At 60.8% G+C, this 16,335-nt stretch carries 13 protein-coding genes; 1 reads left to right on the top strand and 12 read right to left on the bottom strand.

Going from position 1 to position 16,335, the window contains the following annotated elements:
• Positions 1–81 precede the first annotated feature (81 nt).
• The 6 genes from BC363_RS06660 to BC363_RS06685 form a co-directional block, all read right to left on the bottom strand.
• Positions 82–915 carry a PopZ family protein gene (locus BC363_RS06660; RefSeq protein WP_065781190.1) on the bottom strand — a complete coding sequence of 278 codons (834 nt, stop codon included), beginning with the start codon at positions 913–915 and terminating at the stop codon, positions 82–84.
• Positions 916–1,099: 184 nt separating this feature from the next.
• A complete protein-coding gene (gene tolC, locus BC363_RS06665; RefSeq protein WP_065781191.1) occupies positions 1,100–2,470 on the bottom strand; it encodes an outer membrane channel protein TolC in 1,371 nt (456 codons plus the stop codon).
• A gap of 287 nt (positions 2,471–2,757) precedes the next feature.
• Positions 2,758–3,423, bottom strand: a complete 666-nt coding sequence (locus BC363_RS06670; protein WP_065781305.1) for a protein-L-isoaspartate O-methyltransferase — start codon at positions 3,421–3,423, stop codon at positions 2,758–2,760.
• Positions 3,424–3,663: 240 nt separating this feature from the next.
• Positions 3,664–4,089, bottom strand: coding sequence for a TonB system transport protein ExbD (gene exbD / locus BC363_RS06675; RefSeq protein ID WP_065781192.1), 426 nt, complete (start codon positions 4,087–4,089; stop codon positions 3,664–3,666).
• A 3-nt stretch (positions 4,090–4,092) separates the two neighbouring features.
• Entirely contained in the window at positions 4,093–5,196 is a 1,104-nt protein-coding gene (gene exbB / locus BC363_RS06680; RefSeq protein WP_244512898.1) for a tonB-system energizer ExbB, read from the bottom strand.
• A 188-nt stretch (positions 5,197–5,384) separates the two neighbouring features.
• Positions 5,385–7,868: a ComEC/Rec2 family competence protein gene (locus tag BC363_RS06685; RefSeq protein WP_065781193.1), complete on the bottom strand. Its 2,484-nt coding sequence runs from the start codon at positions 7,866–7,868 to the stop codon at positions 5,385–5,387.
• A gap of 315 nt (positions 7,869–8,183) precedes the next feature.
• Between BC363_RS06685 and gltA the strand changes: the two genes are divergently transcribed.
• Positions 8,184–9,473, top strand: a complete 1,290-nt coding sequence (gene gltA / locus BC363_RS06690) for a citrate synthase (RefSeq protein WP_065781194.1) — start codon at positions 8,184–8,186, stop codon at positions 9,471–9,473.
• Between the two features lie 29 nt (positions 9,474–9,502).
• Here gltA and lpxB read toward each other — a convergent pair whose 3' ends face one another.
• The 6 genes from lpxB to bamA are packed head-to-tail and all read right to left on the bottom strand — an operon-like array spanning position 9,503 to position 16,292.
• Complete coding sequence (lpxB, locus tag BC363_RS06695) at positions 9,503–10,687, bottom strand: lipid-A-disaccharide synthase (RefSeq protein ID WP_065781195.1); 1,185 nt, start codon at positions 10,685–10,687, stop codon at positions 9,503–9,505.
• Complete coding sequence (locus BC363_RS06700; protein ID WP_065781196.1) at positions 10,684–11,571, bottom strand: LpxI family protein; 888 nt, start codon at positions 11,569–11,571, stop codon at positions 10,684–10,686. The genes lpxB and BC363_RS06700 overlap by 4 nt, the downstream gene beginning before the upstream one ends.
• A 5-nt stretch (positions 11,572–11,576) precedes the next feature.
• Positions 11,577–12,392 carry an acyl-ACP--UDP-N-acetylglucosamine O-acyltransferase gene (gene lpxA, locus BC363_RS06705; RefSeq protein ID WP_065781197.1) on the bottom strand — a complete coding sequence of 272 codons (816 nt, stop codon included), beginning with the start codon at positions 12,390–12,392 and terminating at the stop codon, positions 11,577–11,579.
• Positions 12,389–12,853, bottom strand: a complete 465-nt coding sequence (gene fabZ, locus BC363_RS06710) for a 3-hydroxyacyl-ACP dehydratase FabZ (protein WP_025426827.1) — start codon at positions 12,851–12,853, stop codon at positions 12,389–12,391. The genes lpxA and fabZ overlap by 4 nt, the downstream gene beginning before the upstream one ends.
• Positions 12,846–13,910, bottom strand: a complete 1,065-nt coding sequence (gene lpxD, locus BC363_RS06715; RefSeq protein ID WP_065781198.1) for a UDP-3-O-(3-hydroxymyristoyl)glucosamine N-acyltransferase — start codon at positions 13,908–13,910, stop codon at positions 12,846–12,848. Before lpxD ends, fabZ begins: the two co-directional genes overlap by 8 nt.
• A gap of 48 nt (positions 13,911–13,958) precedes the next feature.
• Positions 13,959–16,292: an outer membrane protein assembly factor BamA gene (bamA, locus tag BC363_RS06720; protein WP_065781199.1), complete on the bottom strand. Its 2,334-nt coding sequence runs from the start codon at positions 16,290–16,292 to the stop codon at positions 13,959–13,961.
• Positions 16,293–16,335 lie beyond the last annotated feature (43 nt).

Here is a 16,335-nt window from a genome sequence, read left to right on the forward strand (position 1 = left end):
ACCGGAACGGCCGATGCAAGTCAACACGAACGCAAAAAGGCCGCGACTGTTCCGCGGCCCCTGTATCGGAAAGGTTCAGATCTAGCGCCGGGGACCGCGCGCGACGCGCTCTATCTCTTCGCGAACGAGCCGCTCAACCAAGGTCGGCAGGTTGTCGTCCAGCCATTCCTGAAGCATCGGACGCAGCATCTCTTCGGCAATTTCGTCGAACGACCGCCGCGTGCTCAGGTCGACAGCCTGGGCAAGATTGTCAAAGGACTGCGCAACTTGCCGGCTGACCTCCGGCGAAACGATCGCAGGTGCGGGTCTTTCGGCTGCAGGCTCGTCGGCAATGACAGCCACGGGTCCGGCAGAAACGATCGCGGGCGCCGGCTCTGCTACCTCAGGCGCTGGTGCTGCGGCGGCTTTGACTGCCACACTCTGATTGGCGCGCTCCTGTACTGCACCCATCGATAGACGGTCAGCCGGCGCCTGTGGTGCGGAAACGGCCGCCATGCGCGACGTGATCACCGGGCTATCCTGAACGCTGCGCAAAGGCACATCGTTGACCGGCTCTTTGGCAGCATAGCTCATGGTGTGACGCTCGGAGGCTGCCCTTACTCGGGCAGCAACGTCCGCCAGCGAAAGCGGAGGCTGCGCGATACTTGAATGCGGCTCCGAAGGGATGACGGCCACCGCGATCTCCGGCGAAGGCGTGGCGGGCTTGCGCGCCTCGGCCTGCTCTTCCCGCCTGCCGAAGGCGGCTGCTTCGATTTCGCTGTCGATCGTCAGTTCGATCTCATCCGATCCGTCGTCCTCGTAGTGATCCTGTGAGGAGAAATCGGTCTGCCCCGGCTCATTGCTCTCGATGATCTTGCGAATGGATGCGAGAATCTCATCCATCGAAGGTTCACGCGCGACATTGAGCTGTGCCATTTCTATCCCCGTTTGACGCGGCCGAACATGTGTCCCGAAACGACGCATGTGCCGATTGCAAACAAACCTTAAGTGAGTTCACGGACGAAACATACGCCGCGAATCAGACACTTGGATTGTTGCACAGATTTGTTTTGATCGGCAGAAGCAGAAACGCCCCGGTTTCCCGAGGCGTTTTGCTTGATCAGCGGCCGTCTACGGTTCGAAGACCGAACCACTTGTCTTTGACCGCCTCGTAGTGCTCTTCGGCCCGGTATTCGGCGACCTGCAGGCCCTGGCTCTTGACGCTCAGCGTCGCGGTGGCAGCGAGCAGGCCGTAGCTTGCGACGACGGCATCACGCTGGGCAATCGCCAACTGTTCCTGCGCATTCAGGACGGTCTGCTGCGAATCGAGCACGTCGAGCGTGGTGCGCTGGCCGACCTTTCGCTCTTCGATGACGCCGGCGAGAGCCATGTTGGCGGCCGAGATCTGCGTCTTGTTGGCGCCGATTCGGGCAACTGCCGCCTCAAGTTGGGCGTGTGCGGTCACGACGTTCTGCTGAACGGCGGCGCGCTGCGAATCGACGAGGATGCGCTGCTGTCCCAGGGTCTCCTTGGCCCGACGAATCTGGCCGTATTCGGCACCACCCTGGTAGATCGGCACCGTCAGGCGGGCCGTGAGGCTCGACGCGTTGCTATCGATACCGTCACCGGAGTTGCCGGTCGTGCGCCCGACCTGCCCCTGAATAGTCACGCCGGGCAGCATCGTGCCTTCAGCGGACTTCACCTGGTAGCCGGCGGTATCGACGTTGTACTGGGCGGCAAGAATGGTCGGGTGCTGACGCAATCCCAAGGCAACGGCCTGATCGAGCGAACGCGGAAGCCCCTTGGTGGCCGGCCCCGGCTGCTTGATGCCCTTCGGCGCCACGCCGACGATCTGAACATATACCGCTTCGCTCTGCTTCAGCTGCGCGATGGCGCTGATCAGCAGCGACTGCGCGTTGGCAAGCGATGCCTCGGCAAGGCTTACGTCCGTGCGGGTGCCTTCACCCACGTCAAGACGGGCCTGCGACGCGTTCAGCTGCTCCTGCAAGAAGGCGATGTTCTGTCGGCGGATGGCAACGATCTGCTGGTCGCGTGCGATGTTGGCGTAGGATGTCGCTGCCGCCAGCAGAATCTGGATCTCGTTTGCCCGTAGCCCTTCGCGGTTGGCAAAGACATTCGATTCGGCGGCACGAACGTTGTTCAACGTCTGAAAGCCGTCAAAAATCATCTGGGTTACGGTGATTCCGATCTGCCCCTGATGAAAATCCCGACTGCCGGTAACCTCGTTGTCGACGTTAGAAAGCGTTCCATTTGCAAACGCCGAAACCTGTGGGCGAAACCCGGACTTTGCGATCGGCACCCCTTCGTCGGTTGCCCGAAGGCCAGCCCGCGCCGCGTTCAGATCCGGGTTATTCTCATAGGCTTTGGCCATTGCGCCGAAGATCGTCTCCGCCAGCACAGCCTGCGGTGCAAGCAGTACACTCGTCGAGACGGCAGCCCAAAAGGCTGCTTTGCGGACAATCGACACCATACTTCCCTCTCCGATCAGGGCGGCAAAGCCAGCCCACTATTTCCTGCGGCACCATTCCGAAGTCGAAACCGGGCCGCCCTAAACACGGCGATGAAGCGCTCACACCGCCCACCGGTGAGCAAATCACTACCTCAGCACCCTTTGAAACCCGGATTCGGCATGATCACAACTGTACACCGATACTGCGCACGGTCATTTCAAAAAGAAACAGGTGGTTCGTTGCCAATTGGCAACATTGTTATTTTAGCAGCACAATTAAATGTTGAGATACCTCAATAAGTGGCACCTCAAAAAACAAAAGTCCGCTCGCGGCGGAAGCCGGGAAGCGGCTTGACCGCAGTGTTGAAGTCCGCCCTTTCGGACGTCTTCCCATGCTCATGGACATATAGCTTAGCACGCGAAGCATTACCGAAACCTTCGACGGCAATCAGCCTGCCGCCATCGCGCAACTGCTCGAACAAGGCGGCAGGAAGCACCTCCACGGAACCATGAACGAAGATGACGTCATAGGGCGCTTCGGCGGCATATCCCTTGCCAAGATCGCCCGTGACCACAGCGGCGTTGTCATACCCCAGCCGCGCCAAGGTTTCCGTCGCCGTTGCGGCAAGCGCCGCATCGCATTCGAGCGCGACGACCGAACCGGCAATCAGCGAAAGCAGCGCCGAGGCGTAGCCGGTGCCGCAGCCGATCTCCAGCACGACGTCCGACTTCGAGATTTCGGCGAGCTGCAGCAGCTTGGCGAGCGGCGACGGCTCCATCAGGTACCGCGGGCCCGCGTCCTTGGCACCGTCGAGCTCGATATCCGTATCGATATAGGCAAGTTCCTTCATGCGCGAAGGCACGAACTCTTCGCGCGGCACGGAGAGGAAAGCGGACAGGATGGCGTGGGACGTGACATCCGTCGTCCGGATCTGGTTGTCCACCATCTTGGTGCGCGCCGCTTCGAAATTCATCATACTGCCCTCGTGTCCGGATGGGCGCGGTACCGATATCCCGGCGATCCGCGCAGTCGTCTTATGGCTGCCAATGCGGAGCCTTTGCATAAGCTCATAAATCGCCGCTCCGCCGGTTTCAAGCGACAGCAACATCTTGCAGCGGAAAAAGGAAACGAGAAACGTCGGAACCGGCAATTGTGCGCCCCGACAGGGGCGGCAAACGCTGGCGCCTGCCGCAAGAACAAAGAACGGCTGGCGTCAGCGGCCAGGCGCCCCTTCCAACCCGACGAGGGCGATCTTGGTGTAACCGGCGCTCTGGATTAGGTTCATGACCGTCATAAGCTCGCCGTAGTCGACGGCCTTGTCCGCACGCAGCAGAACGCGCGTCTCGGTGTTGCCCTCTGTCAGGCGCTGCAGCTCGGCCGCGAATTCTTCGCGGGCCGTTTCCTCGTTACCAATCGCAAGACCGAGATCGGCGTTGAGCGTCACGAAGACCGGCTTGTCGTCCCGTGGCGTCGGCTTGGACACCGATTGCGGCAGGTCGACCTTCATGTCCACCGTCGCAAGCGGAGCAGCGACCATGAAGATGATCAGCAATACGAGCATGACATCGATGAAAGGGGTGACGTTGATCTCGCTGTTTTCGTCGAGATCGCCGCCGCTGTCGCCAACCTTGCCGGCCATGCCTCACCCGATCCTTGCGATGGACGCTTCCGCCGGATGGGCAAAGCCATCCTGGCGACGAGGTTGCGCCTTGCGGACCAGGCGGTGATCGAGGTCGCGGCTGACAAGCCGTTCGACCGCAGCTGCCGCGTCGGCGAGGATCACCTTGTAGCCGCCCACCGAGCGGGCAAAATAGTTATAGATGATAACTGCCGGAATAGCGGCAACGAGACCGATTGCGGTCGCCAGCAGCGCTTCGGCAATACCAGGAGCGACGATGGCAAGATTGGTCGTCTGCGCCTTACTGATACCGATGAAGGAGTTCATGATCCCCCAGACGGTTCCGAACAGGCCGACGAACGGGCCAACCGAACCGATCGAGGCAAGGATGCCCGTTCCGCTGGTCATGCGCTTGCCAGCGCGAACCTCGATGCGCGTCAGCAGCGATGCGACGCGTTCCTTGAGACCTGCGGCCGGCGCGTGATCGAGCACGGCCTCCGAACGCACCATCTCATCGATCGCAGCAGCAACCATTTCCGCGGCAGGACCCGACCTATCCTCGAATGTGGGCTTAAGCTCAGCCAGTCCATTTGCGGCGGAGAGCTGACGGACGGCGCGGCTAAGGCGCGCCTTTGCGGCAAAAAGTTCGAGCGTCTTGACCACAAAAATCGCCCAGGTGATGACCGAGGCAAGCGCCAGCCCGATCATCACCGCCTTCACCACCATGTCGGCGGCAAGGAACATGCCCACCGGTGAAAGGTCGTGCGGCAGGACCGGGTTGGCGGCAACCTCCAAGGTCGCTTCAGCGGCTTCTGCCACCGGGGCCTCCGTTGATGCCGGCGATGCTTGTCCACCGACGTCAGACGCGGTCGCCGCGAGACCGTCGGCAGTCGGTTGCCCTTCGGCGGCCGGTTGAGCGGTCGCGGGCTGGCCGCCCTGAGGGGCACCATTGGCGTTGGCCGCTGCCGTTGCCGCCGGTTCAACGTTTTGAACCTGAGTGACCACCGGGACCATCGTCTCGGTTGCGGTTGTCGTCTGGGCAAAGACGACCGTCGAGGAAACACCACAAGCCAGCACCAATGTCGCTGCCGCCAACAAATTCAGCTTCGATCGGGTTCGGTTGGGCATCTTGTTCCTCGCGTACTGGTCCGTTTCGCCATCACAAAAATTCAAAGACAGCCGGAATTTCAGCCACCTCAACGTGCGTTGGTCGCTCTTTACGACAAACCATGACTGAAGCACAAGGATTTGTGGAGTATAAAGATCAAGAATAATTTCGCGCCTGCGTCCCAATTGCGGCCAACGGCAGGATCTAGCTAGAGGGACGGCGAACCGTCGACGAAGCCGTCGCTTCGCCAGTCATACGCGCGGTGGCGCTCCCAGGGACGCTGCAAGGATGTGAACGACGTCTTGAACCGCATCTTCGAGCGCTGGTCGCCGGAGACCGGCTCGGCGAAAATCTCGACCGCCCCTGCCAACCGCAGCAGGCGCCCACTCAGGATTCGCGCCTGGCCGGATGGACAGGTCCGCTCGTTGAAACTTCCCGGCGCGATCAGCAGATCGGCTTGATCGCACAGCACCTCAAACAGGCTTAGATCGTCGACGATCACAACCGTCCAGCCAGAACGGGTCCGAGCGCCACACCATGCTTTGTCTCGGCACGAAAAGACATCGAGCGAAGCACGGTTGAGCGTGGAAGTGAGATCTTCGCGGACGGCGGAGGCTGTCACTGCATCGACGGTCCTCGCTGCCGCCTTGCCAGCCGGGGGCTTCATTTCGGGATAAAGACCGTCAGCTGCTACCGCTTGCACGGGCATTGGAGCAACGTGGTTCTCGACCGCCAATGCGCGCTGCCATTGAGAGAAGAGGAAGTCGGAGGGGCGATCCCGGTTCGTCGCAATGGCCGCGTCGGTGACCAACCCAACGAGCCGCCCATCTTCCGACACCAGAACCGCCGGCAATTGCCTGTCTTCGAAGACAAGGCAAGCCAGCCCGGAAAACAATAGCAGGGCTCCGATCCCTGCCAGCCAGGTCCGCAACACACAGAGCATGATCCCGCCAAAGGCAATGAGGAGGAACGCCAGCGGCCCGATGCGGCCGGTCAGAAACTCGCCGTCGAGCGAGGTGACGAAGCGGGCGATCACCAGCATGCCATCAAGGCCCCATGCCATGACAGTGAGCGGATATTGCTCGAGGCCGAAGGGCATCAGCAACATGGCGAACAGGCCAAACGGCATGATGACGATGCTGATCAGTGGCGCTGCAAGGATATTGGCGAGCAGGCCATAGGCTGGCAGGCGCTGGAAATAGGCGGCGGAATAGACCGCGGTCGCCAGGCCACCGATCAGCGAGGTTACAACCACGCCGATGACAAAGCCCGCAACGAGCCGCCTGCCCCACCATCGGTCTGGCGTCGGCTGCTCACCCCCTCCTGCCCGTTCGCGCCAGCGTGCATAACCTGCCACCAGCGCCAATGTGGCGGCGAAAGACATCTGGAACCCCGGCCCCGCGACCGCCGATGGCGTCATCACGATGATGACAATTGCGGCCAGCGCGATGTTGCGCAGGCTGATCGACATGCGATCGAAAAAGACCGCGACCAGCATGATCGAGATCATGATCCAGGCACGCACCGCGGATACGGCACCACCCGAGATCAGGATGTAGAGAAAGACCATGGTCAGCGCACCCGCAGCGGCAATCTTCTTGATCGCCACGCGCTGCGCCAATCCAGGAACAGCGCTCAGGACGGTTCGCGCTCCAATCAGAAATGTTCCCGCTGCAAGCACCATGTTGAGACCGGAAATTGCCAACACATGCGCCAGGCCGGCCTGTCGCAGCATCTCGACGGTGTCGCGACCGATCGCTCTTTCTTCCGCCGTCACCAAGGCTGCAGCAAGCGCACCGGTGTCGCCACCGATCACCGTGCGGATTCGTTCGCCCACCGTCTCACGCTTTGCGGCCAGATATTCCGCCATTCGCATCCAAAGCGAACGGTCCGACGCCGCTGCGGCACTATCGGCCGGCGGGCTACGCGGCGCACCGTAGAAATAGCCGACGGCGCCGATCTGCCGAAAGTACGAATCGAACGCGAAGTCGTTCAGACCCGGCAACGCAGGGCCGGAAGGCGGCGAAAGACGCGCCCTGCCCTCGATCGTTGCCCCGATCGCCAACGGAGCGTGCGGGCTGCGCGACAGCACCATGGCCTTGAGGGGCGCCCGACGGAGCATCGGCTTTGTCGTTTGCTCGATGAGAATGCCGTAGCGCCAATGGTCGCGATCATTCTTCTCGCGCGAAAACACCTTGCCCCGCAGGTTCGTCGTCACCGGTCCGTCGAGCACGATCGTGTCGATGCGCGATGTCTCGATTGCCGCAAGCATCATTCCCGCAGTGAACAGCCCGGCTGCGATCATCGGCGCACGCAGGGCTCGCATGCGGATGCTGAACAGCAAGGCGGCCATTCCGAAAACGCAAAGCAGCAGTGCAAGTTTGACGAGTCCGACGTCATAGGGCAGCGAGAGCCACGTCAACACACCCGCGGCCAAAAGAACCGGAACAAACACCAATCCGTGGCCGAATGCCGTTTCTTCCTCCACGGCGTCGCGCCAGGATGCAGCAATAGCCTCTGGTCGGAGGCGCGTCGACGCTACCGTGGCAAACGATCTCACAAGGCGAAGAACGAGATTGCGCCGCGCATTCGCGGGCGTTGCAGACATACCGCCAGCCAAAACCGAGGCGGGTGGTGCTGGAGCGACACGATCTGCGTCCTGCATCAAAGACCGGACTTCGATCTCGCTCATTGTATGGCACTTCTCCCCCAAGGCGGTCGCGGACGATCATGCAACCAATAGCGACAAACAGCAACCTGAGCGCTATCTGCCGAAAAAAGCGGCAAACCTATATGGAATGGTACCGCATCATTCTGCCGGCGGTCATTGATCCCGTTGGACATATTGCCCTAACATGCGATTATTGCGTCGCCATATGCACATTTTCGCATCGCACAATTTGCCTTTCGTACAGCTTGGCAGTCGAAAATAAATCATATAGCAAATTCGCAACGTTCATTTTCGTGGCATGTCTCTGTGCCACGGTGCCATAAGACGGAGGGTCCGATGACTGATAAAACCGCGGTTGTAACACTCGATGGAAAGTCGGCGGATCTTCCGGTGCGATCGGGGTCCATCGGCCCTGATGTTGTGGACATCGGCTCACTCTACAAGCAGACGAAAATGTTCACCTACGACCCGGGCTTTACGTCCACGGCGTCGTGCGAATCCAAGATCACCTATATCGACGGCGACGAAGGCGTGCTCCTGCACCGCGGCTACCCGATCGAGCAGCTTGCAGAACATGGCGACTTCCTGGAAGTCTGCTACCTCCTGCTTTACGGCGAACTGCCGACGAAGGCGCAGAAGGCTGACTTCGACTACCGCGTCACGCACCACACGATGGTGCACGAGCAGATGTCGCGCTTCTTCACCGGCTTCCGCCGTGACGCTCACCCGATGGCCGTCATGTGCGGCTGCGTCGGCGCTCTGTCGGCCTTCTATCACGACTCCACCGACATCACCGATCCGCACCAGCGCATGGTCGCCTCGCTGCGCATGATCGCCAAGATGCCGACGATCGCAGCCATGGCCTACAAGTACCATATCGGCCAGCCCTTCGTTTATCCGAAGAACGATCTCGACTACGCCTCGAACTTCCTGCGCATGTGCTTTGCCGTGCCTTGCGAGGAGTATGTGGTGAACCCGGTTCTGTCGCGCGCCATGGATCGCATCTTCATCCTGCACGCCGACCACGAGCAGAACGCCTCGACCTCGACCGTGCGCCTCGCCGGTTCGTCGGGCGCCAATCCGTTTGCCTGCATCGCCGCTGGCATCGCCTGCCTCTGGGGGCCGGCTCACGGCGGCGCCAACGAAGCTGCGCTCAACATGCTGGCCGAAATCGGCACGGCTGACCGCATTCCGGAATATATCGCCAAGGCCAAGGACAAGAACGATCCGTTCCGTCTCATGGGCTTCGGCCACCGCGTCTACAAGAACTACGATCCGCGCGCCAAGATCATGCAGAAGACCACGCATGAAGTGCTCGCAGAGCTCGGCCATAAGGACGACCCGCTTCTTGAAGTCGCCATGGAACTCGAGCGTATCGCGCTGACCGACGAATACTTCGTCGAGAAGAAGCTCTACCCGAACATCGACTTCTACTCCGGTATCACGCTGAAGGCGCTGGGCTTCCCCACCACCATGTTCACCGTGCTGTTCGCGCTCGCGCGCACCGTCGGCTGGATTGCCCAGTGGAACGAAATGATCGAAGATCCGGAACAGCGCATCGGCCGCCCGCGCCAGCTCTATGTCGGCGCTCCGCAGCGCGACTACGTGCCGGTCTCCAAGCGCTAAACGGCAACCATGGAATGAGAAAGGCCCGGTCAGAGATGACCGGGCCTTTTGTTTTGCAGGTAAGAGAGGACGATCTCGGCGCCTAGTTCGCCGGGCGGTCGACTGGTTGCCATGCGCTGCTGCACGAGCGCGTAGCCGTCGAGCATCGACGCGCGCTGGGCCGTCTCGCTCGACAGCCGCTCGACCCAGCGGGTCAAGGCACCCGGGCGGATGCTCTGGTTGAAATACTCCGGCACGATCGGGAAGTCGGCGATCAGATTGGGGAGCGCCCCGCTCCAGATACGGATGCGGTTGTGCAGCAACCGCACAAGCCAGTCGGCATCATAGGTGGAAACGACGGGAACGCCGGCCAGCGCTAGCTCCAGAATAACTGTTCCCGACGCCGCAATCGCGGCATCCGCCTTGTCGAAGGCGGCCCATTTTTCGGCGGCTCCCACCGATATTTCCGGCTGAACGGTCCAGCCGGCCGTGATTTCGCGTACCAGTTTTTCCTGGCGTGGAACCGTCGGCAACAGGAAGCGCACGCCGGGATGCCGGTTGGCAAGCTCCTCGACCATCTGTCCAAAGATCGGCAGAAGCCGCCCGACTTCGCTGGAACGCGATCCCGGCAGCAGCATGCAGGTGGAAACCACGTTACCGCTGACGTCGCTCAGTCTTTCGCGCCGACTGGCGCGGACGGCAAGCACATTGGCATCCGAGGCAAGCCGATGACCAATGTAGGTCGTCGGCGGCCCCTCAAGCTTGCGCATGGTCTCGGGCTCGAACGGCAACACCGCCAGAACATGGTCGACGTAGCTGCGCATGCGCGGCGCCCGTTCCGGTTTCCAGGCCCACACACTCGGGCAGACGTAGTTGATGACAGGCAGATCCGGCAGGGCGGCGCGAACGCGACGCGCGACACGATGGGTGAAATCCGGACTGTCAATGATCAGCAGGGCATCGGGGCGCGCAGCGATAATGGCATTCGCCGTCTGGCGGATACGCAGAATCAACTTAGGCAGGCGTGCCAGCACCTGTGAAAAGCCCATGATCGACAGTTCGGAATAATCGAACAGCGACCTCAGACCTTCGGCCTCCAGACCATCGCCGCCGACGCCGACAAGCTCGACATCACGGCCGCACTGGACACGCAGTGCCCGCACCAGATCTGCTCCAAGCAAATCACCCGATACCTCGCCGGCAATCACTGCCAGCTTGTAGCCCCGTCCGCTCATGCCCTGCCCCGGTAGTCGCTGCGCTCGACACCCATGACGAACAGCCCTGCCCGGTCGGCAGCCTCGATCACCTCCGAACGCTCGAGCACCAGGGCACGTCCGGCTTCGACGGCAATCCCAGCCAGCCCGGCTGCCGCCGCGCCCGCAACCGTGGACGGACCGATCGATGGCAGATCCGCGCGCAAATCCTGCCCCGGCTTGCAGAGCTTGACCAGGACGCCACGACGACGCGCAGAGACGCGTCCTTCCATCTTGAGCGTTGCCACGCGCTGCAGCATGGCATCGGTGCCCTCGGCGCCCTCCAGCGCCACCACGCGACCGCCGACGGCGACCGCGCCCTGCCCCACGTCGAGTTCGCCAAGCGCGTTGGCAGCAGCAATACCGGCCTCTACGTCCCGCCTGTCGTCGACCGATGGTGCGAGAGCGCCAATCGGCCCTGGATCTGCCAGAAGGTTCGGAACGACCTCATGCACGCCGATCACGTGGGCGCCACTTGCTTCGATGAGTTGCATGGCCATGCGCAGAACAGCGTCGTCGCCACCGGACACCAGCGTCTTCAAAACGCTCGGCACCCTGGCAAGCGTTTTCAGTGTCGGGCGGATATCGCGCCATTCCGGCCGGCGACGCACCCAGCCCGAAAGCACGACGCGATCGATGCCTTCTTCCTTGAATGTGCGGCTAATGCCGGAGAAATCGCCAATGGCAAGTACGGAGTGATCGAATCCGATCCAATCGCTCTCTTCCGCTTCGCGCGAAAGCGCAATGACAAAAGGGTCTTCTCCACGGGCCCGAACGGCCTCGGCTACATGATGGGGCAGCGCTCCGCCACCGGCGATGATCGCGAGCCGGCCGCCATTTGCCGCGCGGCTCGCCGTAGCCGACATCACGATCAGGCCTTGCCGCGACTTGGCGACGACAGTGCTCTGTCGCTTTCTGCAGCGATAAAGTCGAGGATCTCGATAACCGGCGCGCAGTCGGCATAGTCCGCGCGAATGGCGGCCGCATTGGCGCGAACCGATTCCGGCCCTTCGAAGATCTGCTTGTAGGCGCGGCGAACCACGTGGATCGTCGCACGCTCGATGCCCGCCCGGGTCATGCCGACCACGTTAAGCCCGCTCAGAACGCCGGGATTGCCGTTGAGCATGCCATAGGGAATGACGTCGTAGCTTACGGCAGAGAGACCGCCGATGAACGCCTGCCGCCCGATGCGTGTGAACTGGTGCACGGCACAGCCGCCGCCGAGGATCGCACGGTCCTCGATCGTCACATGGCCGGCCAGCAGCACGTTGTTCGACATGATGATGTTGTTGCCGAGGCGGCAATCATGCGCCACATGCGAATAGGCGAGGAACAGATTGTTGTTGCCGACGATCGTGGCGCCGCCATATTCGACGGTTCCCGCATTCATCGTCACACCTTCGCGGATGGTGCAGTTTTCACCGATCTGCAGCGTGGTGTCGACCGTGCTGTGATGCACGCTTTGCGAATCTCCGCCAATGACGGCATTCGGGAAAATCTTGGAGCCCTTGCCGACCGTCGTGCGGCCGGCGACGACGACGTGGCTCATGAGTTCCATATCGTCGCCGAGAACGACTTTCGGCCCGATGTAGCAAAACGGGCCGATTTTGACGTTTTCGCCGATGACCGCCCCATCTTCGATGATCGAGGACGGGTGGATCTTCGCTGTTGCTGCAATCATGTTCAAGCGTCTTCCGTGCTGACTATCATCGCGCCGATATCAGCTTCCGCGACAAGTTGCCCGTCAACTTTTGCGTCACAGTGAAACTTCCAGATATTGCCGCGCTGTTTCTGCTTCACGACATGGAACTCGACACGGTCGCCCGGCACAACCGGCTTGCGGAAACGCGCATTGTCGATGGTCATGAAGTAGACGAGGTTGGTGCCCGAAGCGGTCTTGCGCGCGCAGATCGCGCCCGCCGTCTGTGCCATGCCTTCAATCAAGAGGACACCCGGCATGATCGGCTTTTCCGGGAAATGGCCGGTAAAGTGCGGCTCATTCGCCGAGACGTTCTTGATGCCGATCGCCGAATTGTCACCGTCGATCTCGATGATCCGGTCGACGAGCAGGAAGGGGTAGCGATGCGGGAGAAGCTTCAGGATCTCCTGAATATCCGCCGTACCGAGAACCGTTGCCGCCTCACTCATTCGTGCCACCCTTCTTTTTCTGTCTGTCACTTGCGCGCAGGGCCATTTCGGCGACATCGCGCAGGAAATCGCGCATGGGGCGCGCTGGAATACCGCCATAGCGTTCGCCCGCTGGGACGTCGCTTGCAACGCCGCTCATCGCGGCAATCTGGACACCGTCGCCCACGGTGATGTGACCGTTGACGCCGCTGCCACCGCCGATCATCACGCCATCACCAATCCTGGTGCTGCCGGCGATACCGACCTGGCTGACGATGCCGCAATAACGGCCGATTCGGACGTTGTGGCCGATCTGTACAAGGTTGTCGATCTTCGTGCCTTCGCCGATGACCGTATCATCCATCGTGCCACGGTCGATCGTCGTGTTTGCACCGATCTCGACATGGTCCTGGATGATCACGCGTCCGACCTGAACGATCTTGATCATTCCACCCTTGGGGCCTGGCGCGTAGCCGAACCCATCCTGGCCGATCCGGGCACCCGGGTGAATGATGACGCTATTGCCGACAAGGGCACAGAGAACGCTTGCGCCCGCCGCGATCGTGCAGTCTCGGCCAATGCGAACGCCTGGCCCGATAACGACACCCGCGGCAATTCTCGTTCCGCTGCCTATTTCGGCGCCGGCCCCAATCACTGCCATCGGCTCGACTTCAACCCCCTCTTCAAGGCGGGCCGTCGGATCGACGAAGGCAGCCGGCGAGACACCGCCGAGGCTGGTGTTGCGCGACGGGCGCATTGCCACCTCGTGCAACAGCGTACCTGCGAGCGCAAAGGCCGTATGCGGCCTTGCAGTCAAGAGAATGGGGATATGAGGCGGGACGAGCGGAGCGATCGTCTTATCGCAGATGATAGCGGACGCCTGGCAGCTTTCCAACTCGGCGCGGTATTTGCGCGAAAGCATGTAGCAGACATCGCCGGGCTTTGCCCGGTTGACGGGTGCTACCGAATGGATAGCGCGATCGGCCGCCGCGCCATCGTTGAGCTCCGCCCCAATTTGATTCGCAAGGTCACCCAGACGAATCCCTTGATGGGGCGGAAAAAACCAGTTCTGTTCCATGGACACTCCAGAACAATCTACTTTCGGCAGTTCTGGACTGCTTCTTTATCAGAACGACGAGGAAATACCGAACTTCAGGTTCTGAACCTTGTCGAAATCTTCCTTCGCGATCGGCCAAGCGTAGTCGACACGCAGCGGACCGAACGGCGAAGCCCAGATCAAGCCGATACCCACCGATGCGCGCAGCGAGGAGTCGTTACCCTGTACCGTTTCAGAGGGAAGCATCGCGACCTTGTTGCTATAGAGCGTGCCCGCATCGGCGAAGACCGCACCGCGGAAGCCACTGTCACGCGGAATGCCCGGCAGCGGGAACGTCGCTTCGGCTGAAGCCGTGAAATAGGTGGTGCCACCAAGTGCATCGCCCGTTGCTTGGTCGCGCGGACCGATACCATTGCGCTCGAAGCCGCGAATATCGTTACTGCCGAGCTGGAACTGGTCAAAGACCTGCAGGTCACTGCCGGTCTCGAAGATATGACCAGCGCTACCAGCGAGCGAAGTAATGATGTCTGCCTCGTCGTTCACGGTGTAATACCACTTGGCCTTACCCGTCATCTTATAGAAATCAGAGTCTCCACCAAGGCCCGCGAACTCATGCGTAAACGTCGCCAAGATACCATCATGCGGCAGTTGCGCATCATCGAGCGTGTTATAGGTGATCGACTGCGATACCGACGAACGGACCCAGTTGCCACCTTCAACCGCCCGGACGTAAGGCGATGACAGCTCGGCAACATTACCGCTATAGTCGAACTGCGTGAAGTTATAGCGCAGCGTGGTCGACAGGTTTTCGGTAATCGGCGCCGCTATGCGCAGGCTGAAGCCTTGATCCTCATAGCTGTAGTTTTCGTCATCAAAATCATTTTCGTTCTTGAAGACGTCGAAGCCGGCGGCCAGACGGTAGCCGAGGAAATACGGCTCGGTGAACGAAACGTTGTAGGTACGGCTCTCATCACCGCGCCCTGCAGCCAAGCGGATGTACTGGCCGCGACCCAGGAAGTTCTTTTCCTCGATCGAAGCTTCGACAAGGAAGCCGCCGCCGCTGCCAGCAGAGTAGCCAGCACCGATACCAAACGAACCGGTCGACTGATCCTGTACGTCAACGATAACCACGACGCGGTCGGCAGCGCTGCCCGGAGCCGTCGAGACATTGACAGTCGAGAAGTAGCCCAGAGCCTCAAGGCGACGTTTGGCGCGCGCAATCATTTCCTGGTTGAAGGCATCGCCTTCGCCCATGTCGAACTCGCGGCGGATGACGTAGTCGCGGGTGCGGGTGTTACCGCGAATTTCGATGCGCTCGACGTATGCCCGCTCACCCTGGTCGACGAGGTAGTCGACGGCAATCGTATGGTTGCCCAGGTCACGGTTACCGCGCGGCGTTACGCGGGCAAACGGGTAGCCAGCCGAAGCGACGCGCTTCGAGATCTCGCTCATCGTTTCCTGAATGTCCTTGGCCTTATAGACCGAGCCTTCGCGGCTAAGAACGACGCCCTTCAGCGATTCGGCATCCACACCTTCAACCGTCGATTCGACAGTCACCGCACCGAAATCGTAGCGTGGACCTTCCTCGACAGTGATCGTCACCGTGTATTCGTTGGTCGCCTCGTTGAGAGAGGCTTCGGACGAGATGACCTGGAAGTCGGCGTAACCGCGGTTGTAGTAGAACTGGCGCAGCAGCTCTTCGTCCGCGCGCAGCTTGTCCGGATTGTAGACGTCCTTGCGGGTCAGGAACGAGAAGATGCCCGATTCTTTGGTTGCAATGATGGATTGCAGACGGCCATCGCTGTAGGCTTCGTTGCCGACGAAATTGATCTGCGAAATCTTGGTGCGCTCGCCTTCATTGATGACGAAAGCAAGATTGACGCGACCCTCAGCTATCGGAACAACCTGAGTCGTCACAGTGATATCGCTGCGACCGATCGCTGCGTAAGCGTCCTTGATCGACTGGATATCCGTTTCAACGGTCGCCTCACTATAGGGGCCGAGCGGCTGTGTGCGGACGATGCCCTGAAGCTTGTCATCCTTGATCTTGCGGTTGCCGTTGAAAACAACCTGGTTGATCAACTGATTCTCGCTGACGGTTACGACAAGCGTACCGCCCGCAACATTAATGCTGACGTCGGAGAAATAGCCAGTCGCGTAAAGACGCTTCACGGAAGCATCGATATCTGCGTTGCTGAAGCTCTTACCTGGAACAATCGTGATGTTCGCACGCACCGTTTCAGCGCTGACGCGCGTGGCACCGCGGACTTCAACACGACTGATGGTCGCGGCCTCTGCGACGGAAGCGCCTGCGAGCAACCCAACACCAGCGCCAGAAACCACCATACTCGTGGACAGCGCAAACGCCGACACCGCGTTCAAAAACCTTGAACCAGCTTTCATGTTCAAATCTTACCTTTTCCCAACGTCGCGCGGCAATTTCGTG

The organism is Ensifer sp. LC384 (assembly GCF_001695865.1).
Classification (GTDB): domain Bacteria; phylum Pseudomonadota; class Alphaproteobacteria; order Rhizobiales; family Rhizobiaceae; genus Ensifer.

Bases quoted from the DNA above. Each gene is read 5' to 3' on its own strand.
- BC363_RS06660 (WP_065781190.1), bottom strand. From the start codon at position 915: ATGGCACAGCTCAATGTCGCGCGTGAACCTTCGATGGATGAGATTCTC.
- tolC (WP_065781191.1), bottom strand. From the start codon at position 2,470: ATGGTGTCGATTGTCCGCAAAGCAGCCTTTTGGGCTGCCGTCTCGACG.
- BC363_RS06670 (WP_065781305.1), bottom strand. From the start codon at position 3,423: ATGAATTTCGAAGCGGCGCGCACCAAGATGGTGGACAACCAGATCCGG.
- exbD (WP_065781192.1), bottom strand. From the start codon at position 4,089: ATGGCCGGCAAGGTTGGCGACAGCGGCGGCGATCTCGACGAAAACAGC.
- exbB (WP_244512898.1), bottom strand. From the start codon at position 5,196: ATGCCCAACCGAACCCGATCGAAGCTGAATTTGTTGGCGGCAGCGACA.
- BC363_RS06685 (WP_065781193.1), bottom strand. From the start codon at position 7,868: ATGAGCGAGATCGAAGTCCGGTCTTTGATGCAGGACGCAGATCGTGTC.
- gltA (WP_065781194.1), top strand. From the start codon at position 8,184: ATGACTGATAAAACCGCGGTTGTAACACTCGATGGAAAGTCGGCGGAT.
- lpxB (WP_065781195.1), bottom strand. From the start codon at position 10,687: ATGAGCGGACGGGGCTACAAGCTGGCAGTGATTGCCGGCGAGGTATCG.
- BC363_RS06700 (WP_065781196.1), bottom strand. From the start codon at position 11,571: ATGTCGGCTACGGCGAGCCGCGCGGCAAATGGCGGCCGGCTCGCGATC.
- fabZ (WP_025426827.1), bottom strand. From the start codon at position 12,853: ATGAGTGAGGCGGCAACGGTTCTCGGTACGGCGGATATTCAGGAGATC.
- lpxD (WP_065781198.1), bottom strand. From the start codon at position 13,910: ATGGAACAGAACTGGTTTTTTCCGCCCCATCAAGGGATTCGTCTGGGT.
- bamA (WP_065781199.1), bottom strand. From the start codon at position 16,292: ATGAAAGCTGGTTCAAGGTTTTTGAACGCGGTGTCGGCGTTTGCGCTG.